The sequence below is a fragment of the Sphingomonas flavalba genome (genome assembly GCF_004796535.1).
GTDB lineage: Bacteria > Pseudomonadota > Alphaproteobacteria > Sphingomonadales > Sphingomonadaceae > Sphingomonas_L > Sphingomonas_L flavalba.
The window spans coordinates 44498-69422 of the sequence record NZ_SPHY01000009.1 but is presented as its reverse complement, the minus strand read 5'-3'; the positions used below and the strand labels follow the sequence as shown (position 1 = coordinate 69422).

Sequence of the window (24925 nt, the reverse complement as noted above, 5' to 3'; positions counted from 1 at the left end):
TCTTGAAGATAACCGAGATTCGTACCCGCGTCGTCAGATGGGCCGGCGAAACGGCGCCGTTGCCGCCGCATTTCTGCACCAACCCGATGGACCTGGTGTCGCCGATGCTGTCGCCGGAAACGATGGGGGCATTCACGTTCCACGGCTGGCTTGTCGTGGAGATCTTCACCGATGACGGGCATGTCGGCATTGGCAATGCCGCGTTGTCGCCGCACGTCACCAAGGCGCTGATCGACCGTCATCTCGCGCCACTGCTAATCGGCGAGAACCCGTGGGATACCGAATTCCTGTGGCAGCACATGTACCGCCGCACGATGGCCTATGGGCGCAAAGGCGTGGCGATGGTCGCGATCAGCGCGATCGATATCGCGCTGTGGGACCTGATGGGCAAATCCGCCGGCCAGCCCTGCTACAGGCTGATGGGCGGCCGCACGAAGCCGAAGATCCCGGTTTATGCCAGCCGCCTTTATTCGACCCCGCTCGACGTGCTTGCTGCCGAGGCGGCGCGTTACAAGGCCGACGGGTACAAGGCGATGAAGCTGCGTTTCGGCTGGGGCCCGGTGGACGGCGCGGACGGCATGCAGCGCAACCTCGCCCTTGTCCGCACCGTGCGTGAGGTGGTCGGCGACGGCGTGGACATCATGGCCGACGCTTACATGGGCTGGAGCCTCGATTACGCCAAGCGGATGATGCGGCTGCTGGAACCGTTCAATCTGCGCTGGCTGGAAGAGCCGATTATTCCCGACGACGTGCACGGCTACGCCGAGTTGCGCCGATTCGGCACGACCCCGATCGCGGCCGGCGAGCACGAGTTCGCGCTTTACGGCTTCCGTCAACTCATCGAGGCGAAGGCGGTCGACTATATCCAGTTCGACACCAACCGCGTCGGCGGCCTCACCGCCGCGCGGAAAATCGCGGCGCTGGCGGAAGCGCATTCGATCCCGGTCGTGCCGCATGCCGGGCAGATGCACAATTATCACGTCGTCATGGCGAGTCTGAATTCGCCGATCGCCGAATTCTTTCCGCCTGTCGACGTCGAAGTTGGAAACGAGCTGTTCTGGCTGATCTTCAAGGGCGAGCCGATGGCGAAGGACGGGTTCGTCGAGCTCGACGATGCGGTGCCGGGCCTCGGCCTCGAAATCGATGAGCGGGCGCTCGCCCGCTTCGAGGTGACGGAATGACCGCCCGGCCGTTCCCGGTCGCCGTCCTTGGCCTTGGGCTGATGGGCGGCGGAATGGCGCGCCGGCTGCTTGCGCAGGGCTTTCCCGTGACGGTCTGGAACCGGAGCCCAGAGCGCGCCAGGGCACCGGGGCTTGAGGGGGCACGTGTCGCGGTGAGCCCGGCCGATGCGGTTCGCGGCGCCGCCGTCGTCATCGCGATGCTGGCGACGGACGATGCCTCGCGTTCCGTCTGGTTGGGCCCGGATGGCGCCCTGGAGGCGATGGAGCCGGGTGCGGTCGCGATCGAATCGAGCACGCTCACCGCTGACTGGGTGCGCGCGCTCGCCGGAGAGATGGCGGCGAGCGGCATCGGCTTCCTCGACGCGCCGGTGACCGGCAGTCGCGATCAGGCCGGCAGCGGTGCGCTGAAATTCCTCGTCGGCGGTGACGCCGAGGCGCTGGCGCGGGCTCGCCCTGTACTGAAAGCGCTCGGCACCGACGTTGAGCATCTTGGGCCGATAGGCAGCGGCGCGACGCTGAAGCTGATCAACAATTTTCTGTGCGGGGTTCAGGTCGCATCGCTGGCGGAAGCCGTCGCGATGATCGAGCGGAGCGGGCTCGACCCCGTCCGGTCGCTGGCGTTGCTGGGGGGCGGAGCGCCCGGCAGTCCGCTCGTTCGCGCCGTCGGGCAGCGTATGCTCGATCACACCTATACGCCGCATTTCGTCGTGCCGTTGATGGCCAAGGATCTGGCTTATGCGGCGAACGCTTTCGGCGCGGCGGGGATCGATCTCGTCTCCGCCCGTGCGGCGCGCGAGCGCTTTCTCACCGCCGCGGAAGCGGGATTCGAAGAGCAGGATATCGCGTCGATCGTCGAGCCGATCCGCGACATACCATCGACAAAAGGGGAGCCGGGATGAAACACGGACTGACGCGCCGGGGTGGCCTGCAAGCGCTTGCCGCCTCCGTCACCATGCTGGGAACGCGCGCCGCGGCGACGGTGGATGCAGCGACCCAGCCGCCGCTCGAATTGCGGCTTGCCGAGATCGGGCGCGGCATCGTTCGCATCACGCTGTTGCCGGTAGTCAACGGCGTGGCGGTCGAGCCGGAGGAAAGCGGGTCGCTTGCCGAGCGCAGCTGGCCGGCGCCGTCCGTGCGCTTCACCGCCGGCGGCAAGCCGCGCACGCTGCGCTGCGGCGGCCTCACTTTTCGTGTCGCCTCAAGCCCCCTGTCGATCGCTGTCACAGACGCGTCGGGCGCAGAAGTGCAAAGGCTTGTCTGGGAAGCGGGGGCACTGTCTTTTACGCTTGGCGACGGCCCATTGCTGGGGTTGGGGCAGGGTGGGCCGCAATTCGACCGCCGCGGCTCCCTTGATGAGATGAAGAGCGGCGCCGGCGGCTACAAGCTGGCGACACACGGCTCGCGGGTGCCCATCCAGTGGCTGGTCGGCACCGGCGGCTGGGCGATGTTCATCCACCAGCCGGTCGGTTCGTTCGACATGACCAGCGCGCCGGGACGTTTCATGCCGACGGTATCGGGCGGTCCGCTGGATCTTTTCATCGTCGTGTCGCGCAAGCCGGCCGAGCTGATGCGCGCCTATGCCGAGATCACCGGCTATCCCGAGATGCCGCCGCTGTGGTCGCTTGGCTATCAGCAGTCGCACCGCACGCTCGGCACCCCCGAGGAGATCGTTGCCGAGGCGAAGGAGTTCCGTGCGCGCAAGCTGCCCTGCGACGCGATGATCTACCTCAGCACCGGCTTCGCCCCGTCGGGCTGGAACAGCTATAATGGCGAGTTCGACTGGAATCCCAAAGCTTTCCCTAATCCTGAGGCGTCGATGGCGGCGCTGAAGGCGGAGAACTTCAAGGTCGTCATCCACGTCGTCATCGAAGGGCGGCGGTTGACCGGACGGGTGACCGATCCGTGTACCGCACCGCCGCTGCCCAGCGGCCGCCTGCCCGACGGGCGCTGGCCGCCGGACCGGCAGGCGAGCTGCTACTGGCGTTTCCACAAGCCGCTGACCGACATGGGGGTCGACGGTTGGTGGCCCGACCAGGGCGACGGCCTCGATCCGTCCTCACGCCTCGCGCGCAACCGGATGTATTTCGAAGGGCAGCAGCTCTATCGGCCAGGTAAGCGGGTTTACGCGCTGCATCGCAATGGCTTTGCGGGCATGCAGCGTTTCGCCGCCTTCCTATGGTCGGGCGACATCGAATCGCGCTGGTCGGCGCTCGCCACGCACGTGCCGATCGCCATCAATACCGCGATCAGCGGCGTTCCGTATTGGGGCACCGACATCGGCGGTTTCCAATCCCGGGACGAGTTCACCGGCGAACTTTATACGCGCTGGTTCCAGTTCGCCGCCTTTACGCCGCTGTTCCGCTCGCACGGGCGCGACTGGCGGATGCACATGCCCTGGGGCTGGACCAAAGGCGATCGCGGCTTTCCTGAGACGGCCCAGTGGAATCCCGACCCGGCGGATCTGATCGATCCGCGTGTCGAACCGATCTGTCGCCAATATCTGGAGCTGCGGTATCGCCTGATCCCCTATCTCTACACCGCGGTCCACGAGAGCGTCACCACGGGTATGCCGATCATTCGTTCGCTGTGGTTCCACCACGACGAGCCAGAAGCGGTGAAGCAGGGCGACCAGTATCTGTTCGGCCCGCATATTCTTGTCGCACCAGTCGTGGAAAAGGGGGCCACGCAACGCCGCCTCTATCTTCCGAAAGGGCAGTGGATCGACTTCTGGACCGGCGAGACGGTCGAAGGCGGGCGGGAGATCGAGCGTGCGGTCGATCTGGCGACCACCCCGCTTTACGTGCGCGCCGGCGCGGTCGTGCCGCTTGGCCCGGTCAAGCAGCATACCGGCGAAAAAAGCGATGAGCCGATCACGCTGCTCGTCCACCCTGGCGCCGACGGCACCGGCGACCTTTACGAGGACGACGGCGACAGCTTCGACTATCGGCAGGGCGCCTATATGCGCTTCGCCTTCAGCTGGACCGACAAAACTCGCACGCTCCGGGTTCGGCAATCGCATGGCCCCGCCGGGCCGCGCAGCTTCGCCGTGCGCATCGCGGGCGAAGACAAGACACTGCAGCTCGAACTCCAAAACGGCGAGGCGACGCTCCGGGTCTGACCGGACGGGCGCCCGGTTCGTGGACAAAAACGCTATGAGCGAAAAGCGGGAGTTATAATGCCTATGGTCACCGGCGCGCCTATTTTCTCTCCGCCGCGTCGCGCGATACTGGCGCCTGTACTATTCAGCGGCGTCACCAAATCCATCCGCCTTGGCGCGATACGGGCGCCGGGAAACGTCGACGGGTGCCGTGTCGCCCCGGCCGGTTCGGATGGCCTCCTGGCCCTCGCCGGCGTTCCCGATGTGGTTGGCGAGAAAGGCGCGGCGGTGCCCCGCCTGCCCCGGCGGCGGCGCATGGCCTGGGCGCCGCGATCGAGGCTGCCAATTTCATCCTGTTAACCATGGCTTGAGGAGCCGTTCGATGTTTCTTCTCCGCACACTTATTGCATTTGTTTTGCTGGTGAACGGCGTCGCAACCGTCGCGGCTCCTCAGCTTCCCGATTTGTACGTCATGCGCCATCTCGAATATCGGGGTGAGGGTAGCCATGCGCGCTTGACGGAGGTGGGTGCCAATAACGCGCGCCGGCTCTCCCACTACGCGTTCAACGCCCGGCCGCCGGTGGCGATCTACACCGCGACCGAACAAGTTTCGCTCGACACTTCCGCCTGGCTGTCGATCGAGCTTCGCGTGAACCCCAAGCTGTTCGATCCGCAAAAGATCGATGCGCTCCTGAGCGACCTTGCCCAGGAACGAGGCCCCGTGCTCGTCATTGCGAGCAAGGATTACGCGTCGGAAATCATCGCGCGCGCCACCGACAAGCCGGCGCCGGTTATCCCGGAGGACGCGTTCGGCGAAATCTGGTTGATCTCCGGTCGTGACCGGTCGGTCGCCAAACAGAGTTTCTACGGGCCAAACGCCAATCAGGGCAAGCCGGCATCGGATCCGGCCCATCAGCGCGGGCGCGTCGCGCCCACCGCAAGCTGGCTGGACGAAGGCGAAATCGCCGAACGCTAGGTGGCGCCTGCCGATGACGGGGTGGGTGAAAATTGGCGACTGGCCGGGGCTGCCCGGACCGTCGCATCGGGAGACGGACAAGATATGACGGTTTCGCTCATTCAGTTTGCCCGCGATGGCGCGCGTGGCGTGGCGCGGTTCGACGATGCCGGCGTGCGCGTCGTGCCGGGTGCGACAAGCGTGCGTGAACTGGCGCTGGCGGCACTGCGCAGCGGAACCAGGCTTACCGATGTTCCCGGCGGCGAGGGCATCGACCTCGATACCGTCGAACTGCTGCCGCCGATCGACCACCCCGATCCCGCGCATATGCTGCTTACCGGCACCGGCCTCACCCATCTCGGCTCGGCCGAGGGACGCGACAAGATGCATCGCGCCGTCACCGAAACGGCCGAGCTGACGGATTCGATGAAGATGTTCCTGATGGGAATGGAGGGCGGAAAGCCAGCCGGCGGCGGCCCGGGCGTGCAGCCCGAATGGTTCTACAAGGGAGACGGTTCGTCCCTGGTCGCCCCCGGCCAGCCGATCCGTTCACCGTCATTCGCGGGCGATGCCGGCGAAGAGCCGGAGATCGCCGGGGTTTACCTGATTGACGACGATGGGGTGCCGGTCCGCCTTGGTTTTGCGCTGGCGAACGAATTTTCGGATCATGTGACGGAAAGCCGAAACTATCTCTGGCTTGCCCACTCGAAGCTACGCCAGGCGGCGCTTGGCCCCGAATTGCTGGTGAGCGGCCTGCCCGCCGATGTGCGCGGCACCAGCCGCATTCTGCGCGATGGCGTGGCCATATGGGACAAGCCTTTTCTTTCGGGCGAAGCCAATATGTCGCACAGCATCGAGAATCTCGAACACCATCATTTCAAATACCGGCTGTTCCGCCGCCCCGGCGACCTCCACGTTCATTTCTTCGGCACGGCGACCTTGTCGTTCAGCGCGGGGCTCCGCACTGAACCGGGCGACCTGTTCGAGATCGAAGCGGCGCCGTTTCGCCTTCCGGTCCGCAATGCCGTGGAGATCGCGCCCATCGAAGATGTCCGGGTGAAAACCCTATGAGGCTTGATGCCGCGGGATCAGTCGTGTCCCTCAATGTCGATGTCTAGCCGAAAATCACCCAGCGTGTTGTCGGCATAAATGGCGGAGCGGGAGGGATTCGAACCCTCGAGGGGCTGTTAACCCCTACACACTTTCCAGGCGTGCGCCTTCGACCACTCGGCCACCGCTCCGCGTCCTGGGAAGCACGCCCCTAATCGCTGGCGGCGGCGCGGGCAAGCGCTGGCTGCGTTCAGGCATGCGGGCTGGGCTTGCCATCTAGAACGGCAGCCAGCGCTGCTTTTCGCTGAATTTCATGTAGCCGACATTGGCGCCAAGGCGGTAGCCGACGCCGACGCGGATCGGGATGAGCACGATGTCGCCGTGGCGCATGTAGCTGGCGGTGAAGCCGCCGATGAAATAGGCGTTGCCCTCGCCCGCCGGGAAGCGCTGGTACAGGTCCTGGCTGTCGTAGAGGTTATAGACGAGGATGAACGTCTTGCCGGCGTTGCCCCCCACGTCGAACCCGATCGACGGGCCGGTCCAGTAGGCCGGGCGCTCGCCCTCCACCTTGTGGAACAGCGTGCCGGAGCCGTAGCGCAGCCCGGCGACCAGCGCGCCGCCCGCCTCGCGCCCGGCGATATAGGCATTGGGTTCGCCCTGATCCTTCAGGATTTTCTCGATCAGGTCGGCGAGGCCCTTTGCGCCCTTGCCGAATACGCCCTCCGCCGCGCCGATCAGATCGTCCTGCTTGTAGGTGGCCGACGCCGGCGCCGGGGTCGAGGCGGGGGCAGCGTATGACGTTGCGGCCGGATCGGTCGCCGGGGCAGGGGGCGGCGGTGCTTCCGCTGGCAACGTCTGGTCGTAGGGGATGTTCGCCTGGCCGGGCGGCGGCGTCACGTCCGCGTCGATCGCCGTGTTCGGATCCACGGTGCGCACCTGCGCCGTCGCCGGGGCTGTGGCGATGGCCAGCGCAGCCAGCAGGATCGTCATTCGGCTGCCGAGAGAAATTGTCATTGCGTCAAACCCCACCCATGAGCACCGAGAGTAACGCCGCGCCGCCTGACCCTTCAATGAACGCACGACGGCCCGAGTCGATTCTGCGCCAGAGTGAGTCGGTGGGGTCAAGCAACGGCCCACGCGCAGCATTTTCGGGCGAGCGCAGGCCGGGGGGCTTGGCTTGGGCGCGTTTCGCCGTCACAGCGGGGGGGCGGATTGCGGAACGGAGAAATGCGTGTGACCGAAGCCTTCATCTGTGATGCGGTGCGGACTCCGATCGGCCGATATGGCGGCGCGCTGGCGCCGGTGCGGACCGACGACCTTGCTGCGGAACCTATCAAGGCGCTGATCGCGCGCAACCCGTCGGTCGACTGGGGCGCGTTGGACGACGTGCTGCTCGGCTGCGCCAACCAGGCGGGCGAAGACAACCGCAATGTCGCGCGGATGGCGGCGCTGCTTGCTGGCCTGGGGGAAACCGCCAGCGGCGCGACGATCAACCGGCTGTGCGGATCGGGCCTGGACGCGGCCGGGACGGCGGCGCGGGCGGTCCGCGCCGGGGAATTGGACCTGCTGATCGCCGGCGGGGTGGAGAGCATGAGTCGGGCGCCGTTCGTGATGCCGAAGGCGTCCGCCGCCTTCGCCCGCGCCCCGGAGATCCACGATACGACGATCGGCTGGCGCTTCGTCAACAAGCGGTTCCGCGACGCCTGGGGCATCGATTCGATGCCGGAGACGGCGGAGAACGTCGCGGACGAGCACGGCATTTCGCGCGAGGACCAGGATGCGTTCGCGCTGCGCAGCCAGATGCGCGCCGCTGCGGCCCAGGCCAGCGGCCGTTTCGATGCGGAGATCGTTCCGGTCGAAATCCCGCAACGCAAGAAGCCCCCCGTCGTGGTCGATCGCGACGAGCATCCGCGCGCGACCAGCCTTGAGGCGCTGGCGGCGCTGAGGCCGATCGTCCGGCCCGACGGCACGGTGACGGCGGGCAATGCATCCGGGGTCAACGACGGCGCCGCCGCGCTGATCGTCGCGTCTGAAGCGGCAGCGAAGCGCCATGGCTTGACGCCGCGCGCGCGAGTTCTGGGCATGGCGGTGGCGGGGGTAGCGCCCCGGGTGATGGGGATCGGCCCTGCGCCGGCCACCGAGAAGCTGCTCGCCCGGCTTGGCCTCGGCATCGGCGCGATCGACGTGATCGAACTGAACGAAGCGTTCGCGGCGCAGGGGCTGGCGGTTACCCGCCGGCTCGGCCTGCCCGACGATGCCGAGCATGTGAACCCGAACGGCGGCGCGATCGCGCTCGGCCATCCGCTGGGGATGAGTGGCGCGCGTATCCTGATGACGGCGGTGGAAGAATTGCAGCGCCGCCAGGGCCGCTATGCGCTGGCGACGATGTGCATCGGCGTCGGGCAGGGCATCGCGATGGCGGTCGAACGAGTCTAGGGCAGGGCGCGAAGGCGGAGCCGTAGGGGATGACGACGACCGGCATATCCGCCGCTGCCCCCGGCCTGGCCGCGAGCCAGCGCATGCGGGCGATCATCGCCGGCTCGATGGGCAATCTGATCGAGTGGTACGATTATTTCGCCTACGCGTTCACCGCGCTCTATTTCTCATCCGCCTTCTTTCCGAGCGGCGACCGCACCGCGCAACTGCTGGCCAGCGCCGGGATCTTCGCGGTCGGCTTCCTGATGCGGCCGCTCGGCGGCTGGTATTTCGGTTGGTATGCCGATCGGCACGGCCGGCGCGCCGCGATGGTCGTCTCTATCGTGATGATGGGGTTGGGCGCGCTGCTGATCGCGCTGCTGCCGACCTATGCGCAGATCGGCGCGCTCGCGCCGTTGCTGCTGCTGATCGGCCGGATGATCCAGGGCTTTTCGACCGGCGGCCAGTACGGCACGGCCGCGACCTATCTGAGCGAGATCGCGTTCAGCGGCCGGCGCGGTTTCTACGCATCCTTCCAGTATGTGACGCTGATCGGCGGGCAGTTGCTCGCGCTGCTCGTCATCCTCGTCCTGCAATCGACGATCAGCGACGAGGCGATGCGCAGCTATGGCTGGCGCATCGTCTTCCTGGTCGGCGCGGTGGCGGCGATGACGATCCTGCTGTTCCGCCATGTCCTGCACGAGACGACACGCGAGGAGGGGCGCCGCGCCGATGCCGGCAGCATCCGCGCGTTGCTGCCGCACTGGCGGGCGTTCCTGACCGTGTTGGGGCTGACCGCCGGCGGTTCGCTGATCTTTTACGTGTTTTCGACCTACATGCAGAAATATCTGGTCAACACCGCCCATATGGCCGCGCCGACCGCCAATTGGGTGATGACGGCGGTGCTGATCCCGTTCGCGCTGATGCAGCCGTTGTTCGGCCTGCTGTCGGACCATATCGGGCGGCGCAGCAACATGCTGCTGTTCGGGGTGCTGGCGACGCTGTTTACCCTGCCGCTACTGTCGCTGCTCGCCACCGTCCGCAGCCCGTTCGCCGCCTTTGCACTGGTGCTGTGCGGGCTGGCGATCAACAGCTTCTACACCGCGATCAGCGGTCTGTTCAAAGCGGAGCTGTTCCCGGTCCATGTCCGCGCGCTGGGCGTCAGCCTGGCCTATGGCATCGGCAACGCGCTGTTTGGCGGGACGGCGGAGTTCATCGCCTTGCGTTTCAAGCAGGGCGGGCATGAGAGCGGCTTCTATTGGTATGTCACCTGCGTTTGCCTGCTGTCGCTGGTGACCGCGTTGCTGATGCGCGACACCCGGCGGCACGACCCGCTGGCCGATGCTCTGGTTTGAACAGCGCGATCAGGCCGGCTTGTCGACCTGGACGAGCAGGCTGCCTTCGGAGACCTGAGCGCCGGTAACCGCTTTCAGCGTGGCGACGACGCCGTCGAACGGGGCGAGCAGCGCCTGCTCCATCTTCATCGCTTCCAGCACCACCAGCCGCTGGCCACGGCTGACCGTATCGCCCTGCGCGATGTCGACCGCGACGACGCGGCCGGGCATCGGCGCCAGGATCATGCCGTCCGACGGACCGTCGCCGCCGGCGCCGGCGGCGACAGCCGGGCCGCAGCGCCATGCCTCTCCGTTCAGGAATAAAACGGTTTCGCCGGCGACTTCGACGACGGTGCCGGGGGCGGGGCCGTCGACGGTGACGAGCTGCGTTTCTCCGGCGATGGCGACCGCGACGCGGCATTCCGGCGCGGCATTGGCGCGGAAGCCGGTCAGTGCCGTCCATGGCGCGGTGGCATCCGTGGGGAGCAGTGCGTGGGCGGCGGTCTGCCACGCAGCGGCGGGTGGTGCGCCGTCGGGGATCAGCGCGGCGGCGTGGCGTTCGATGAATCCGGTGTCGATGCGGCCGGCGACGAAATCAGGGTGGGCGGCAGCGCGGGCGAGGAAGCCGGCATTGGTCTTGACCGGCCAGACCTGAACCGCAGCGCAGGCACTGGCCAGCGCGGTGGCGGCGGCCGGGCGGGTGGCGGCGTGGACGATCAGCTTGGCGATCATCGGGTCGTAATGGGGCGTGACCTCCCCGCCTTCCTCGACGCCGCTGTCGATGCGGGCGCCGGCGGGGAAGCGGAGGCGATCGAGCGGGCCGGTCGACGGCAGGAAGCCGGTCGCAGGGTTTTCGGCATAGAGCCGGGCCTCCATCGCCCAGCCGCCGATCGCCAGTTCTTCCTGCCGGCGGGGCAGGGGTTCGCCGCTGGCGACGCGGAGCTGCCATTCGACCAGATCCTGCCCGGTTACCGCCTCGGTTATCGGGTGTTCCACCTGTAGGCGGGTGTTCATTTCCATGAACCAGATGCGGTCGGGGCGGAGGCCTTCGGAGGCGTCGGCGATGAATTCGATCGTTCCGGCACCGATATAATCCACGGCCTGAGCCGCCTTGACCGCCGCGGCGCAGAGGGCGGCGCGGGTGTCCGCGTCCATGCCGGGGGCGGGGGCTTCCTCGATCACCTTTTGATGGCGGCGTTGCAGCGAGCAGTCGCGTTCGAACAGATGCACGACATTGCCATGGCTGTCGCCGAACACCTGCACCTCGATATGGCGGGGGCCGAGGATGTATTTCTCGATCAGCACCCGATCGTCGCCGAACGCGGCCGCCGCCTCGCGCCGGCAGGAGTCGAGCGCGTCGGCGAAGGCACCGGCGGCATCGACGCGGCGCATGCCCTTGCCGCCGCCGCCGGCGACCGCCTTGATCAGCACCGGATAGCCGATCGCGTCGGCCTGGGCCTGAAGGAAGGCGGCGTCCTGATTCTCGCCGAGATAGCCGGGGGTGACCGGCACCCCGGCCTTTATCATCAGCGCCTTTGCCGCGTCCTTCAGCCCCATCGCGCGGATCGCCGCCGGCGGCGCGCCGACCCAGACCAGCCCGGCGGCCTGCACCGCTTCCGCGAAATCGGCATTTTCGGACAGGAATCCATAGCCGGGGTGGATGGCCTGCGCGCCGGTTTCGCGGGCGGCGGCCAGAATCTTTTCCGGCACCAGATAGGATTCGCGCGCAGCCGCCGGGCCGATGCAGACGGCGGCATCGGCTTCGCGCACGAACGGCATCGCCGCGTCGACGTCGGAATGGACGGCGACGGTGCGGATGCCGAGCCGCCGCGCGGTGCGGATGATCCGCCGGGCGATTTCGCCGCGATTGGCGATCAGCAGGGATTCGATCATCGCGGTTACATCCTGAACAGGCCGAAGCGGGCGCGCTCCGGGATCGGGGCGTTCAGCGCGGCGGCGAAGGCGAGGCCGAGGACGTCGCGGGTCTGGACCGGATCGATGATGCCGTCGTCCCACATCCGCGCGGTGGCGTAATAGGGATTGCCTTCGTCCTCATATGTCTGGCGGATCGGCGCCTTGAACGCCTCCGCCTGTTCCGGCGTCCATGTATCGGCATCGCGGTGGACGGTGGCCAGCACCGACGCGGCCTGTTCGCCGCCCATCACGCTGATCCGCGCGTTCGGCCAGGTGAACAGGAAGCGCGGCTGGTAGGCCCGGCCGCACATGCCGTAATTGCCGGCGCCGAAGCTGCCGCCGATCAGCACCGTCACCTTCGGCACGCTGGCGGTGGCGACCGCCGTCACCAGCTTTGCGCCATGTTTTGCAATGCCTTCTGCTTCATACTTGCCGCCGACCATGAAGCCGGAGATATTCTGGAGGAACAGCAGCGGCACCCGCCGCTGGCAGGCGAGTTCGATGAAATGGGCGCCTTTCAGCGCGCTTTCTGAAAACAGCACGCCGTTATTGGCGAGGATGGCGACCGGCATCCCCCAGATCCGCGCAAAGCCGCAGACCAGCGTCGTGCCGTAGAGCGCCTTGAATTCGTGCAGTTCCGAGCCGTCGACGATCCGCCCGATCACTTCGCGGACGTCATAGGGCGCGCGCACGTCCTGAGGCACGATGCCGTAAAGGTCCTGCGGGTCGAGCTTTGGCGGGTGGGGCGGTGTAAGGTCGAGCGTCGCGCCGCCGCCGGAGCCGAGCGTCGCGACGATGTCGCGGACGATGAGCAGGGCATGTTCGTCATTTTCGGCGACGTGATCGACGACGCCGGATTTACGGCCATGGGTTTCGGCGCCGCCCAGTTCCTCCGCCGAGATCACCTCGCCGGTCGCCGCCTTGACCAGCGGCGGGCCGGCCAGGAAGATCGTCCCCTGATTGCGGACGATGACGCTTTCATCCGCCATCGCCGGGACATAGGCACCGCCGGCAGTGCAGCTTCCCATCACGCAAGCGATCTGGGCGATACCGTCCGCCGACATCTGCGCCTGATTGTAGAAGATGCGGCCGAAATGCTCGCGATCGGGAAACACCTCTGCCTGATGGGGCAGGTTGGCGCCGCCGCTGTCGACCAGATAGACGCAGGGCAGACGGTTTTCGCGGGCAATTTCCTGCGCGCGCAGATGTTTCTTCACCGTCATCGGGAAATAGGCGCCGCCCTTTACCGTCGGGTCGTTGGCGACGATCATCGCGGGGCGGCCGGAAACGCGGCCGACCCCGGCGATCAGCCCGGCACCCGGCGCGGCGCCGCCGTAAAGGCCGTTGGCGGCAAGCTGGCCGATTTCGAGGAACGGCGCGCCGGGATCGAGCAGCCGGTGGACGCGGTCGCGCGGCAGCAGCTTGCCGCGTTCGACATGGCGGGCGCGGTGTTTTTCCGAGCCGCCGAGCGTGGCGGCGGCGACGCGGGCGCGGAGCTCGTCCGCCAGCGCGCGGTTGTGGGCGGCATTGGCGGCGAAGGCCGGGCTTGCCGGATCGGCCAGCGTGGTCAGGACGGTCATGCGCCGATCAGCTCACGGCCGATCAGCATCCGCCGGATTTCGTTGGTGCCGGCGCCGATGTCGAGCAGCTTGGCATCGCGCATATAGCGTTCGACCGGCCAGTCCTTCGTATAGCCGGCACCGCCCAGTGCCTGCACCGCCTCCACCGCCACCCGCATCGCATTTTCGCTGGCGAGCAAAATGGCGCCGGCGGCATCGAAGCGCGTCGTCCGCCCGGCATCGCAGGCGCGAGCGACGGCGTAGACATAGGCGCGGGCGGAATTGAGCGCGACATACATGTCGGCGACCTTGGCCTGGATAAGCTGGAATGCGCCGATCGGCTGGCCGAACTGCTTGCGTTCGCGGACATAGGGCAGGACGGTGTCGAGGCAGGCCTGCATGATGCCGAGCTGGATGCCGGCGAGCACGGTGCGTTCATAGTCGAGGCCCGACATCAGCACGCCGACGCCGCCGTTTTCCGGGCCCATCACATTGTCTTCCGGCACTTCGCAATCGTCGAACACCAGTTCGGCGGTCGGCGAGCCGCGCATCCCCATCTTGTCGATCTTCTGGCCGATCGAGAAGCCGGGCATGCCCTTTTCGACGATGAAGGTGGTGATGCCGCGCGAGCCTTCGCCGGTCTTGGCATAGACGACGAGGGTATCGGCGTAAGTGGCATTGGTGATCCAGAATTTTGTGCCATTGAGGATGAAACGGTCGCCCCGCCGCTCCGCCCGCAATTTCATCGACACGACATCCGACCCGGCGCCGGCTTCCGACATCGCCAGCGAACCGACATGCTCGCCCGAGATCAGTTTCGGCAGATATTTGCGCTTCTGTTCGGCATTGCCCCAGCGGCGGAGCTGGTTGACGCACAGATTGGAATGGGCGCCATAGCTGAGCCCGACCGAGGCGGAGGCGCGGGCGACCTCTTCCTGCGCGACGACATGTTCGAGATAGCCGAGACCGAGGCCGCCATATTCCTCTTCCACGGTGATGCCGTGCAGGCCGAGCGCGCCCATTTCGGGCCAGATCTCACGCGGGAACCAGTCCTCCGCGTCGATCCGCGCCGCCAGCGGGGCGATGCGGTCGGCGGCGAACCGGGCGGTGCTGTCGCGAATGGTGTCGGCCATCTCGCCGAGCGCGAAATCGAAATCCACGGGCGTCCCTCTCGCTTGCGATCACCGACTCATAGCGCCGCCGGTCTTTGAATAAAAATTGAAAGCGTTGCGGCGACAGCATAGACCGTATCTATGATCGACCGCTATCTGCTGCGCTATTTCCTGGCGGTGATCGACCATGGCAATTTCTCGAAGGCAGCGGCGCAGTGCAATGTGTCGCAGCCAACGCTGTCGGTCGGCATCGCCAAGCTGGAGCGGCTGCTCGACCGCAGCCTGTTCCAGCGCAGCAACCGCCGCGTCGAGCTGACCGAGGCGGGCGCGCGCTTTGCGGTGCATGCGCGGCGGATCGAGGGGGAGTTCAGCCTCGCCGAGCGCGCGGTTGGCGCGGTGCCGGCGCGGTCGACCTTTCGCCTGGGCGTGCTGACGACGATGCCGTCGGCGTGGATCGCGGCGATCGTCCGCCAGTGCGCCGCACATGACGATGTGCAGCGGGTGGAATGGGTGGAGGGGCGCGAGCGCGAGTTGCAGGAACGGCTGCGGCGCGGGCGGCTGGACGCGGCGCTGACCATCGTGCGCGCCGACGACAGCCGCTTTGCCGGGGAAGTGCTGCTGACCGAAGGCTATGCCCTGGCGATGCCGGCCAGCCACCCGCTGGCCGGGGAGGCGGAGGTGGCGGCCGCGGCGCTGGCCGACAATGTGATGATCGTCCGCCGCCAGTGCGAGGCGCTGCCCGAGACCAGCCGCCATTTCACCAGCCACGGCGTCCGCCCGTTCTTTGCCGCGCGGACGACCAATGACGACCGGGCGCTGGCGCTGGTCCAGGCCGGGCTGGGCGTGACGGTGATGCCGGAAGGGTTCACCGCGCCGGGCGTGGTGCGGCCGCGGCTGGCCGGCTTCGACCTGGTGCGGGCGATCGGCATTCTCCACGCCGGTCATGTCGATGCCGCCGCCCGCGCCGCCGCGCCGGCGCTGAATACGCTACGCGCGGTGGTGCCGACGCTGGCGGGATAGGGGGCGCCGGAGCGGGCATGATTGCGCGGCGCGGTGGCGGCTCTATGCTGGTACGGATGTGTGAGGCGTGCGGCGCGTGATGGCGGACCAGACGGAGGACCCGGAAGCCGGGCCGGCCGCGCCGGGGCGCAAGCTGCCGGGCGGGCGATGGACGCGGCGGATCGCGGTGCTGGCGCTGATCGTGCTGGCGGCGCTGGCCCTGCTGTGGATGCAGCGCCGACCGATCGCCTCTGGTTATGTCGACCGGATGCTCGCCGAGCGCGGGGTAGCGGCGCGCTACCGGATCGCCGCGCTTGGTCCGTCGCGCCAGCGGCTGACCGATGTCGTGATCGGCGACCCTGCGCGGCCCGACCTTATTGCCGACTGGGTGGAGATTCGCACCGCGATCGGCTGGTCCGGCCCCTATGTCGCGGCGATCCGCGCCGGACGGGTGCGGCTGAACGCGAAGCTGGCGGCGGATGGCACGCTGTCGATGGGGGCGATCGACAAGCTGCTGCCGGCGCCGTCCGGCAAGCCCTTTGCCCTGCCGGCGATACACCTTGCCGTGGCGGACGGGCGGGCGATGCTGGCCACGCCTTATGGGCCGGCGGTGCTGCGGCTGAGCGGGCAGGGGCGGCTGGATGGCGACTTTGCCGGGCGGCTGGAGGCGCGGGCGCCGCGGCTGGCGAGCGGGGATTGCGCGGCGACCGGGCTGACCGCCGCGCTGGCGCTGCGCATCGATCGCGCGCGGCCGGTGCTGCGGGGGCCGGTGAATGCGGCGGCGCTGGCCTGCGGTGACGCGGTGCTGCGCGCGCCGACGCTGGATCTGGCCGCGACGCTGGCCGCGGACCTGACGCGGTGGCGTGGGGCCGCGCTGGTGAAGGCGGCGGGCGCCAGCCACACGGCCGGGCGGCTGGCGCCGATTGCCGGGCAGGTCAGCTTCGCCGGTGGCGCGGATGGCACCGCCGGTGCGGTGCGGCTGGCCGCCGGGGCGTTCGGGACGGCAGTGCTTTCCGGCAAGGCGCTTCGGGTCGACGGCCGCTACAGCCTGTCGCCACGCGGCGTGCGGTTCGATGGACGGGTCGGCGCGGAGCACGGCGCGCTGGATACGGTACGGCACCGCGCGATCGTGGCGTTCGGCGCGACGGGGCCGGGAACGCCGGTCGGGCCGCTCGCCGACCGGCTGGCCGGGGCGTTGGCCGGTGCGGCGCGGGATTTCGCGATGGACGGGGCGGTGACGGTCGAGTCCTCCGGCGCGCGCGGGGTGGTGACCGTCCGGCGGTTGGCATTGGTCGCGGCGACCGGCGCGCGGCTGACGCTGGGCGGCGGCGGGGTCCGCTATGCCTGGCCGGGGGGCGAAACGCGGATCGCGGCGACGGTGACCAGCGGCGGCGGCGGGCTGCCCGATGCGCGGGCGGAGCTGGTGCGGGCGCGGGCCGACGCGCCGGTGACCGGTTCGATCGTCATGCAGCCTTATGCGGCGGGTGGCGCGCGGCTGGCGTTGACGCCGGTGCGGCTGGCGGCGGCGGGGCGCGGGATGCGGGTGACGACGACGGCGACGTTGTCGGGGCCGCTGGGCGACGGACGGGTCGAGGGGCTGACCCTGCCGATCGCGGCCGAATGGGACGGGCGGACGCGCTTTGCCGTCAACCGGAGCTGCGCGGCGCTGAGCCTTGGGCGGCTGGCGGCGGCCGGGTTGGTGCTGAGCGATGCCCGGCTGCCGCTCTGCCCGGTCGACGGCGGGCTGATCGTGCTCGACGGTGACCGGCTGGGCGGCGGCATGGCGCTGAACGCGGTGCATCTGGCCGGGCGCATGGGCGAAGCGCCGGTGACGCTGGCCGCCGAGCGGGCAGAGCTGCGGCTGGGCGAGCGGCGGTTCCGGCTGGCGGCGCCGGCGGTGCGGATCGGCGCGGGGGCGGAGACGACGCACCTGCGCTTCGCCACCGTTGACGGGCGGTTCGACGGCGTGCCGGCCGGCGGCTTCACCGGCGGCGCCGGCGCGATCGCCAACGTGCCGCTGGTGATGTCGGCGGCGGACGGGACATGGGCGCTGCGCGACGGGCGGCTGGTGGTCGGCGGCGCGCTGACGGTCGCCGATGCGGCGGAGGCGCCGCGCTTCGTGCCGCTGGCCGGGCGGGATGTCGCGCTGACGCTGGCCGGCGGGCGGATTGCCGTGAGCGGGCGGCTGGTTCACCCCGACAAAGGGATTTTCGTTTCCGACGTGTCGATCGTCCATGATCTCGGCAGCGGGGCGGGGCATGCCGACCTGGCGGTGCCCGGCATCACCTTCGACAAGGCGTTCCAGCCCGACGAGCTGACGCCACTGACCTTCGGCGTCATCGCCGATGTCGTCGGCATCGTCAGTGGCGACGGGCATATCGCCTGGACGCCGGACGGGGTGACCAGCACGGGCGCCTTCCGCACCGACGGCACCGACCTGGCGGCGGCGCTCGGCCCGGTCAGCGGCATCGCCGGCACCATCCGTTTCACCGACCTGCTGAGCCTGGAGAGCGCGCCGGGGCAGGTGGCGGCGGTCCGCACGATCAACCCCGGCATTGCCGTCAACGACGGTACCATCCGTTACCAGACGCTACCCGGTGCGCGGGTGCGGGTGGAGGAAGGCCGCTGGCCTTTCGCCGGTGGCGAGCTGGTGCTTGAACCGACGCTGCTCGATTTCAGCACGCCGCAGGACCGGCGAATGACCTTCCGCATCACCGGGATGGATGCCGGCCAGTTCCTCCAGCAGTTCGACTTCAAGAACCTGAACGCGACCGGCACGTTCGACGGCACCCTGCCGATCGTGTTCAACGCCGATGGCGGGCGGATCGAGAACGGCCGGCTGAACGTGCGGTCGGAAGGCGGCGGTACGCTTGCCTATGTCGGCGAGGTCAGCCAGGAGGATCTGGGTTTCTGGGGCAACCTGGCCTTCCAGTCGCTGAAGTCGCTGCGCTACCGCGACCTGGCGATCGTGATGAACGGCGCGCTGGCCGGGGAGGTGATCACCGAGGTCCGCTTCGCAGGCATCCGCCAGGGCGAGGGAACGAAGCGGAATTTCCTGCTCGACCGGCTGCAGACGCTGCCGCTGGTATTCAATGTGCGGATTGCCGCGCCATTTCGACAGTTGATCGATTCGGCGCAGTCCCTCTACGATCCGGCCCGGCTGATCGAACGCAATCTGCCGGCGCTGCTGGAGGAGCAGGAAAAGCGCAATCGCCCACCCGAACCCGTTCAGCCCCGCTAAATCAGGACCGTGCCAATGCCATTCGCAGGATCGACAACGACGATGAGGAGACGGACAGTCTGGTGGATCGAAAGGCTCTTGCCGGGTGCCGTGCTGGCGGCCGCCGCCGCCCTGACCGGGGGATGCGTCAACGTCAGCGCGCCGGACAAGCCGATCGAGATCAACCTCAACATCAACGTCACCCAGCAGGTCGTCTATCGGCTGGATGGGGAGGCGAAATCGTTGATCCAGGCCAATCCGGGGATTTTCTGATGAAGACATTCGGAACACTGACACTGATCGCCGCCGGGGCCGCGATGGCCCTGACATCCGGCATGGCGCTGGCCCAGCGCGACCCGGCCTATCAGGCGGCACGCACCGCCGGGCAGGTCGGCGAGCAGCCGGACGGCTATCTCGGCATCGTCGGCGCCGCGACGCCGACGCTGCGCGCGCTGGTCAACAACATCAACATCCAGCGCAAGGCGAAATACACGGCGAGCGCCGCCGCCGGCGCCACCGTCGAACAGATGGCGTTCACCAGCGGTTGCAACCTGATCTTGCAGACCGTACCGGGCGAGAAATACCTGTCGCCGAACGGCGAATGGAAAACGCGGACTGCCGCTCAGCCGGAGCGCGACCCGCGCTGCGTGTGAGGATAGGGGCGGGCAGGCGTTAAAGAATGGCCCCATCCCAACCCCTCCCGTGAATGAGAGGGGCTTGCGGAGTGTCGGCAGGGCGTTCCGTCGCCATTAACGGAACGCGCTGGTTTGAAGCTGCCGATTGACGCCCAATGCAGTTGCTTTTCGGGGGACGGATGGCTTTCGTTCCTGCCCGAGGGCGCAGGGGCCGGGCCGCCTTGGAGAAAGGCGCGGGCCATGTGGCGCGCATGCGGAGATCTGTCCGAAACGGGAGATGTTCTGCCCCGATCGCTCTGTAACGGAGCGGCCCCCGCTTCGAGAGCGGGTCGGCGGCGATGATGATGACGGCATGGCGGCGATGCAAAGCACCGGCATGCGCGCGATCGAGCGACCGGATGACCTTTATGCGTTGTTCGCGGGCATTGGGCGGGCGCGGCGGGAGATGCTCGCCGTCGCCTATCTGGCGGCCGATACGCAACTGGCCGGCGTGAGGCTGGGCTACTCCGGGCATCACGCGGCGATAACCCTGCCGGTGCGGCGGATCATCGCCGACGCGCTGGCGCTGGATTGCGCGGCCATCATGCTGGCCCATAATCACCCCGGCGGCGATGCGACCCCGAGCACCGTCGACCTCGATACCACCGCCTGTCTGGCGGCCATTGCCCGCCAGGTCGGCGTGCGGCTTGTCGACCATCTGGTTATCGCCGGGACTCGCTGGTCAAGCTTCCGCGCCTGCGGCCTGCTGTAGCGCCCAAGGCGGAGGCGACCCGAGGCGGAACGCGGATCTACCCGATATCCGTCGCGCGCCAGCCCGGCGGTCAGTCGAGACGGCAGGGACGGATGGCTTGCGGCGCGGGGCGGGGGCCGACCGCTTCGAATGCGGCGAGATAGCCGCCGGCCTTGGGCATCGCCCGATCGTCGACGCGGCGGTAGCCGACGGCGGCGAATTCGCAGGCGAGCAGGGCGGGCGGGGTGCCGTGACGGTCGGTCGGGCGGTTGGCGTCGACAACGATCACCCGGCCACCGGGACGCAGCGCCGGACGGAGATTCCACAGGAATTCGTAGGGCGACCCGATCTCGTGGTACATGTGGACCATCAGGATGCGGTCGAAGCTGTTGGCCGGCAGCTTCGGGTTGGCCGGCTCGCCCAGCTTGACGCTGACATTGTCGAGCCGTTCGCGATTGACCCGCTCCGCCAGCATGTCGTGGACCTTGGGGACGATGTCCTGTGCCAGCACCCGGCCCTTCGGCCCGACGCGGGCGGCAAGGCGGATGGTGTAATAGCCTTCGCCGGCGCCGATGTCGGCGACGGTCATGCCCGGCTCTATCCCGGCGCGGTCCATCACCGCCGCCGCCTCGCTCAGCCGGTCGCGCGCTTCCTCGGTCGACCAGCGGCTGGAGACGATCGGCGCGACCGGGCGGTCGGCGGCTGGGAAGGCGTCGCCATGGGTGACCTCGCCGCTGGGCGGGGCCATCTTGCAGGCGGCGAGCAGGAGCAGGGCGAGGGTGGCCGCGGATTGGCGGGCGGCCTTTCGCGCGCGGCCGGGGGTGGCTTGTGCGTCCCTCGACTGCGCTCGGGATGGACGGGTTGGGGAAGCGGTGGTGGGAAGGGCGTGGGGACGATAGCGTAGCCCTAGACCGTCCGTCCCGAGCGCAGTCGAGGGACCGGGCCGGGTGGCGGGGCCGGTGGGAGGGGAGAGGGCGCGCAGCATGGCGGGTGTCAGTCCACGTCCTCGACCTCGACCGTTTCGCCGGTCACGCGCTGCGACAGGGCGGCGGCCATGAAGCGGTCGAGGTCGCCGTCGAGCACGTCGCCGGGCGCGGTGGAGGTGACGCCGGTGCGCAGGTCCTTGACCAGCTGATAGGGCTGGAGGACGTAGCTGCGGATCTGGTGACCCCAGCCAATGTCGGTCTTGGTCGCGTTGGTGGCGTTGGCCTCTGCTTCGCGGCGTTGCAGCTCCGCTTCGTAGAGGCGGGCGCGGAGCTGGTTGTACGCCTCCGCCTTGTTCTTGTGCTGCGAACGCTGGTTCTGGCACTGGACAACGATGCCGGTCGGGACGTGGGTGATGCGGACCGCCGAATCGGTGGTGTTGATGTGCTGGCCGCCGGCGCCCGATGCGCGATAGGTGTCGATGCGCAGATCGCTCTCGACGATCTCGATGTCGATATTCTCGTCGACGACCGGATAGACCCAGACCGAGGCGAAGCTGGTGTGGCGCCGCGCCGAGCTGTCGTAGGGCGAGATGCGGACGAGGCGGTGGACGCCGCTTTCGGTCTTGGCATAGCCGTAGGCGTTCTCGCCCTTCAGCATCAGCGTCGCGGACTTGATCCCGGCCTGCTCGCCGGCGTGGTGGTCGACCAGTTCCACCTTCATACCGTGGCGTTCGCCCCAGCGGGTATACATGCGTTGCAGCATGCCGGCCCAGTCCTGGCTTTCGGTGCCGCCGGCGCCGGCGTTGACCTCGATATAGGTGTCGTTGGCATCGGCCTCGCCGGCGAGTAGCGCGGCGACCTTGTCCTTTTCCGCGCGGGCGGCAAGGTCGGCCAGGCTGGCGATCGCGTCGTCGACCAGCGCCTCGTCGCCTTCGGCCTCCGCCATCTCCATCAGTTCGACCGTGTCGTCCAGCTCGGAGCCGATCGCGCGGGTGGCGGTGATCGCCTCGTCGAGGCGGCGGCGTTCGCGCATCACCTCCTGCGCGGCGCGCGGATTGTCCCACAGCGCCTGATCCTCGACCCGGGCGTTCAGTTCATCAAGGCGCTTGAGCGCGCGGTCCCAGTCCAGGAAGCGGCGGAGCAGGGCCAGCGCATCCTTGATCTGATCGACATGGGCTTGCGCTTCGGCGCGCATCGGGACGTCTCCAAAAAATATACGCGCGCCTGGACCGCCTGGCGCCGGGTGGACGCGCGCTTTAGTAGATACCGCCTTCGCGCTCAAGGAACTCGCTGTCGCGGGCGCGGGTGTTGACCGCGCCGGCCTTGTCGTCTGCCCGTTCGGCGATCTCCTCGCGGCGAATGGTGCGGCGCGGCTCGCTTTCCGGCTTGAACGCTTCCCATATGACCGATGCCAGCGCCTCGTTGCCCGGCCAGGCGCCGTAGACGCGGCGGCCGGAGCGGCGGTCGATGCGGACCATGCGGACGCCGGGGGCGGCGCGGAACGGCACGATCGGCATGTCCTTCAACGCCTCTCGCGCGAACTGCTTGAAGATCGGCGCGGCGATCGTCCCGCCCTGGGCATAGCCGCCGAGCGAGCGCGGCTGGTCGTAGCCCATGTAGAGCGCGGCGACGAGGTCGGGCGAGCCGCCGGCGAACCAGACGTTGGTCGGGCCGCTGGTCGTCCCCGTCTTGCCCATCAGCGGGCGATTGAGGTCGCGCAAGCTGACGGCGGTGCCGCGCTGGACGACGCCTTCCAGGATATGAACTATCTGGTAGGCGGTCATCGGGTCCATCACCTGACGCCCGCGCACCGGCGGGCGCGGCATCGGCTTGCCGTCCCAATCCCTGGCGTTGCAGCGCGGGCAGGGGCGGGGATCGGCACGGTAGATGACCTTGCCGTTACGGTCCTGGACGACGTCGATCAGGCTCGGCTTCAGCTCCCGCCCCAGGTTGACCAGCATCGCATAGGCGTTGGTCAGCCGCAGCACCGTCGTCTCGCCGGCGCCGAGCGCGATCGACAAGTAGGGCGAATAATTGCCGATCCCCATCGCCTTGATCGTCTGGACGACGTTGGGCATGCCGGTCTGCGAGGCGGTGCGCACCGTCATCAGGTTGCGCGACTGCTCGACCGCCCAGCGGATCGTCTGCGGTCCCGCGCCCCGGCTGTTGCCGAAATTGCGGAAGCATTTCTGGCCGAGCGCCGCCGACTGGTAGACGCAGAACGGCCCGTCGACGATCAGCGTCGCCGGGGTCATGCCATGGTCGAGCGCGGAAGCATAGACGAACGGCTTGATCGTCGACCCCGGCTGGCGCAGCGCCTGGGTGGCGTTGTTGAACGTGTGCAGCCGTGCGTCGAAGCCGCCCTGCATCGCGTAGATGCGGCCGGTATGCGGATCCTCCACCACCATGCCGCCGGAGATCGCCGGAACCACGCGCAAGGCCCAGCCGCCGCCCGCCGGCGCGACGGCGATGACGTCGCCCGGCTTCATTGCCCGGAAAGCGGACGTCTGCGTGCCGGAACGCGGCATCTGGGCGGCGGAGGCGGGCAGCGTGCCGGTGGTGCCGTCGGCAAAGCCGATCGTGGCGGTGCTGCCCGCTTTCGAGAGGACGACGGCGATCTGCCAGTTCCTGTAGGAAAGGCCGAGGTTGAGGCCGGCCAGCGCGCGTGGCCATTCGCCCGATACGTCGATCGTCTTGATCGCCCCGTGCCAGCCGCGGCCGCTATCGTAACGGACCAGCCCGTCCTGCAATGCGGTCTGCGCCAGGTCCTGCAGCCGCGGATCGAGAGAGGTGCGCACCCATAGCCCGCCGGCATAGATGCTGTGTGGGCCGTCCTGTGCGCTTTCGCCGAAGCGGTCGATCAGCTCGCGGCGGACCGCTTCGATGAAGTAGCCGCCGTTGCTCTCGAACTTCTGCTGGGTGCGGCGGACGGTGCCGAGCGGGGCGGCCTTTGCGGCATCGAGCTGCGCCTGGGTGATGTAGCCGTTGCGCTGCATCTCGTTCAGCACATAGCTGCGCCGGGCAAGCGCGCGGTCGGTGTGGCGTTCCGGATCGTAGTTCGACGGCGCCTTGGGCAGGATGGCGAGATAGGCGATTTCGGGCAGGGTGAGCTGGTCGACATCCTTGTCGAAATAGGCGCGGGCCGCCGCCTGTACACCATAGGCGTTGCGGCCGAGGAAGATCTGATTGAGGTACAGTTCGATGATCTGCTGCTTGGTCAGCGCATCCTCGATCCGGTAGGCGAGGATTGCCTCGCGGATCTTGCGGCTGTAGCTCAGTTCATTGGACAGTAGCAGGTTCTTCGCCACCTGCTGGGTGATCGTCGACGCGCCGACCGGACGGCCGGAGCGGCTGAGGTTCGAGATCAGCGCGGAGACGACGCCCGGATAGTCGACGCCGCCGTGCGAAAAGAAGGTCCGGTCCTCCGCCGAGACATAGGCGTCGATCAGCAGCTTGGGATATTCGTCGAAGCGCAACTGCACCCGCCGCTCGCGCGCGAAGCTGTGGATCGGCGTGCCGTCGACGGAGCGCAGGTTGGTCGGCAGCGGTGGTTCGTAGGTGCGCAGATTGTCGACAGAAGGCAGTCCCCGCGCGAACAACAGCCAGATCAGCAGCCAGCCGACCAGATACAGGCCGACTGCGCCGATCAGCGCCTTCACCCACCATTTTGCCAGCCATGGCGACAACGCTGCCATCGCATCGTCACGCCGCAGGCGAAACCGGACCTTGCTGGGGATCGCATCGACCATCGGACTGCGGCTCTAGCAAAGTTCGCGGGCTTTGCCAGCGGGGGATGCG

General features: G+C 68.2%; 19 protein-coding genes and 1 tRNA gene. 12 read left to right on the top strand and 8 right to left on the bottom strand.

Annotated features, from left to right (window positions below; translation table 11 throughout):
• Positions 1–2: 2 nt before the first annotated feature.
• From E4A53_RS09965 to araD1, 5 genes are all read left to right on the top strand, one after another.
• On the top strand, positions 3–1181 hold the full coding sequence (locus tag E4A53_RS09965) for an L-rhamnonate dehydratase (protein ID WP_136162958.1): 1179 nt from the start codon (positions 3–5) through the stop codon (positions 1179–1181).
• Complete coding sequence (locus E4A53_RS09960; protein ID WP_136162957.1) at positions 1178–2080, top strand: NAD(P)-dependent oxidoreductase; 903 nt, start codon at positions 1178–1180, stop codon at positions 2078–2080. The genes E4A53_RS09965 and E4A53_RS09960 overlap by 4 nt, the downstream gene beginning before the upstream one ends.
• Positions 2077–4299 (top strand): glycoside hydrolase family 31 protein, encoded by a 2223-nt coding sequence (locus E4A53_RS09955; protein WP_136162956.1) that lies wholly within the window; start codon positions 2077–2079, stop codon positions 4297–4299. The genes E4A53_RS09960 and E4A53_RS09955 overlap by 4 nt, the downstream gene beginning before the upstream one ends.
• Before the next feature lie 361 nt (positions 4300–4660).
• Positions 4661–5254 (top strand): hypothetical protein, encoded by a 594-nt coding sequence (locus tag E4A53_RS09950; protein ID WP_136162955.1) that lies wholly within the window; start codon positions 4661–4663, stop codon positions 5252–5254.
• Positions 5255–5338: 84 nt separating this feature from the next.
• Positions 5339–6304 carry an AraD1 family protein gene (araD1, locus tag E4A53_RS09945; protein ID WP_136162954.1) on the top strand — a complete coding sequence of 322 codons (966 nt, stop codon included), beginning with the start codon at positions 5339–5341 and terminating at the stop codon, positions 6302–6304.
• 79 nt (positions 6305–6383) lie between these two features.
• Here araD1 and E4A53_RS09940 read toward each other — a convergent pair.
• Both E4A53_RS09940 and E4A53_RS09935 read right to left on the bottom strand, forming a co-directional pair.
• Positions 6384–6474: transfer RNA gene (locus E4A53_RS09940), tRNA-Ser, on the bottom strand.
• 85 nt (positions 6475–6559) lie between these two features.
• Entirely contained in the window at positions 6560–7297 is a 738-nt protein-coding gene (locus E4A53_RS09935; protein WP_136162953.1) for a DUF1134 domain-containing protein, read from the bottom strand.
• Between the two features lie 219 nt (positions 7298–7516).
• On the opposite strand from E4A53_RS09935, the gene pcaF reads away from it, so the two are divergent.
• Positions 7517–8719, top strand: coding sequence for a 3-oxoadipyl-CoA thiolase (pcaF, locus tag E4A53_RS09930; protein WP_136162952.1), 1203 nt, complete (start codon positions 7517–7519; stop codon positions 8717–8719).
• A 29-nt stretch (positions 8720–8748) separates the two neighbouring features.
• Positions 8749–10053 carry an MFS family transporter gene (locus E4A53_RS09925; RefSeq protein ID WP_136162951.1) on the top strand — a complete coding sequence of 435 codons (1305 nt, stop codon included), beginning with the start codon at positions 8749–8751 and terminating at the stop codon, positions 10051–10053.
• Between the two features lie 9 nt (positions 10054–10062).
• Here the strand turns inward: E4A53_RS09925 and E4A53_RS09920 are convergent, their stop codons facing one another.
• The 3 genes from E4A53_RS09920 to E4A53_RS09910 are packed head-to-tail and all read right to left on the bottom strand — an operon-like array spanning position 10063 to position 14638.
• Positions 10063–11925 carry an acetyl/propionyl/methylcrotonyl-CoA carboxylase subunit alpha gene (locus E4A53_RS09920; RefSeq protein WP_136162950.1) on the bottom strand — a complete coding sequence of 621 codons (1863 nt, stop codon included), beginning with the start codon at positions 11923–11925 and terminating at the stop codon, positions 10063–10065.
• 5 nt (positions 11926–11930) lie between these two features.
• Entirely contained in the window at positions 11931–13526 is a 1596-nt protein-coding gene (locus E4A53_RS09915) for a carboxyl transferase domain-containing protein (RefSeq protein WP_136162949.1), read from the bottom strand.
• Entirely contained in the window at positions 13523–14638 is a 1116-nt protein-coding gene (locus E4A53_RS09910; protein ID WP_136163031.1) for an isovaleryl-CoA dehydrogenase, read from the bottom strand. The genes E4A53_RS09915 and E4A53_RS09910 overlap by 4 nt, the downstream gene beginning before the upstream one ends.
• A gap of 120 nt (positions 14639–14758) precedes the next feature.
• On the opposite strand from E4A53_RS09910, the gene E4A53_RS09905 reads away from it, so the two are divergent.
• The 5 genes from E4A53_RS09905 (at position 14759) to E4A53_RS14645 (ending at position 20222) form a co-directional block, all read left to right on the top strand.
• Positions 14759–15637 carry a LysR family transcriptional regulator gene (locus E4A53_RS09905; RefSeq protein ID WP_136162948.1) on the top strand — a complete coding sequence of 293 codons (879 nt, stop codon included), beginning with the start codon at positions 14759–14761 and terminating at the stop codon, positions 15635–15637.
• A 79-nt stretch (positions 15638–15716) separates the two neighbouring features.
• Positions 15717–18857, top strand: a complete 3141-nt coding sequence (locus tag E4A53_RS09900) for an intermembrane phospholipid transport YdbH family protein (RefSeq protein ID WP_136162947.1) — start codon at positions 15717–15719, stop codon at positions 18855–18857.
• A 42-nt stretch (positions 18858–18899) separates the two neighbouring features.
• Positions 18900–19109, top strand: a complete 210-nt coding sequence (locus tag E4A53_RS09895; RefSeq protein ID WP_136162946.1) for a YnbE family lipoprotein — start codon at positions 18900–18902, stop codon at positions 19107–19109.
• Positions 19109–19489 carry a YdbL family probable chaperone protein gene (locus tag E4A53_RS09890; RefSeq protein WP_136162945.1) on the top strand — a complete coding sequence of 127 codons (381 nt, stop codon included), beginning with the start codon at positions 19109–19111 and terminating at the stop codon, positions 19487–19489. The genes E4A53_RS09895 and E4A53_RS09890 overlap by 1 nt, the downstream gene beginning before the upstream one ends.
• Positions 19490–19847: 358 nt before the next feature.
• Positions 19848–20222, top strand: a complete 375-nt coding sequence (locus E4A53_RS14645) for a JAB domain-containing protein (RefSeq protein WP_168694352.1) — start codon at positions 19848–19850, stop codon at positions 20220–20222.
• A 70-nt stretch (positions 20223–20292) separates the two neighbouring features.
• On the opposite strand, the gene E4A53_RS09880 is transcribed toward E4A53_RS14645, so the two are convergent.
• The 3 genes from E4A53_RS09880 to E4A53_RS09870 form a co-directional block, all read right to left on the bottom strand.
• Positions 20293–20949 (bottom strand): class I SAM-dependent methyltransferase, encoded by a 657-nt coding sequence (locus tag E4A53_RS09880; protein WP_136162943.1) that lies wholly within the window; start codon positions 20947–20949, stop codon positions 20293–20295.
• A gap of 245 nt (positions 20950–21194) precedes the next feature.
• Entirely contained in the window at positions 21195–22322 is a 1128-nt protein-coding gene (gene prfB, locus E4A53_RS09875; RefSeq protein ID WP_136162942.1) for a peptide chain release factor 2, read from the bottom strand.
• A 61-nt stretch (positions 22323–22383) separates the two neighbouring features.
• On the bottom strand, positions 22384–24876 hold the full coding sequence (locus tag E4A53_RS09870; protein WP_136162941.1) for a penicillin-binding protein 1A: 2493 nt from the start codon (positions 24874–24876) through the stop codon (positions 22384–22386).
• Between the last annotated feature and the right edge of the window lie 49 nt (positions 24877–24925).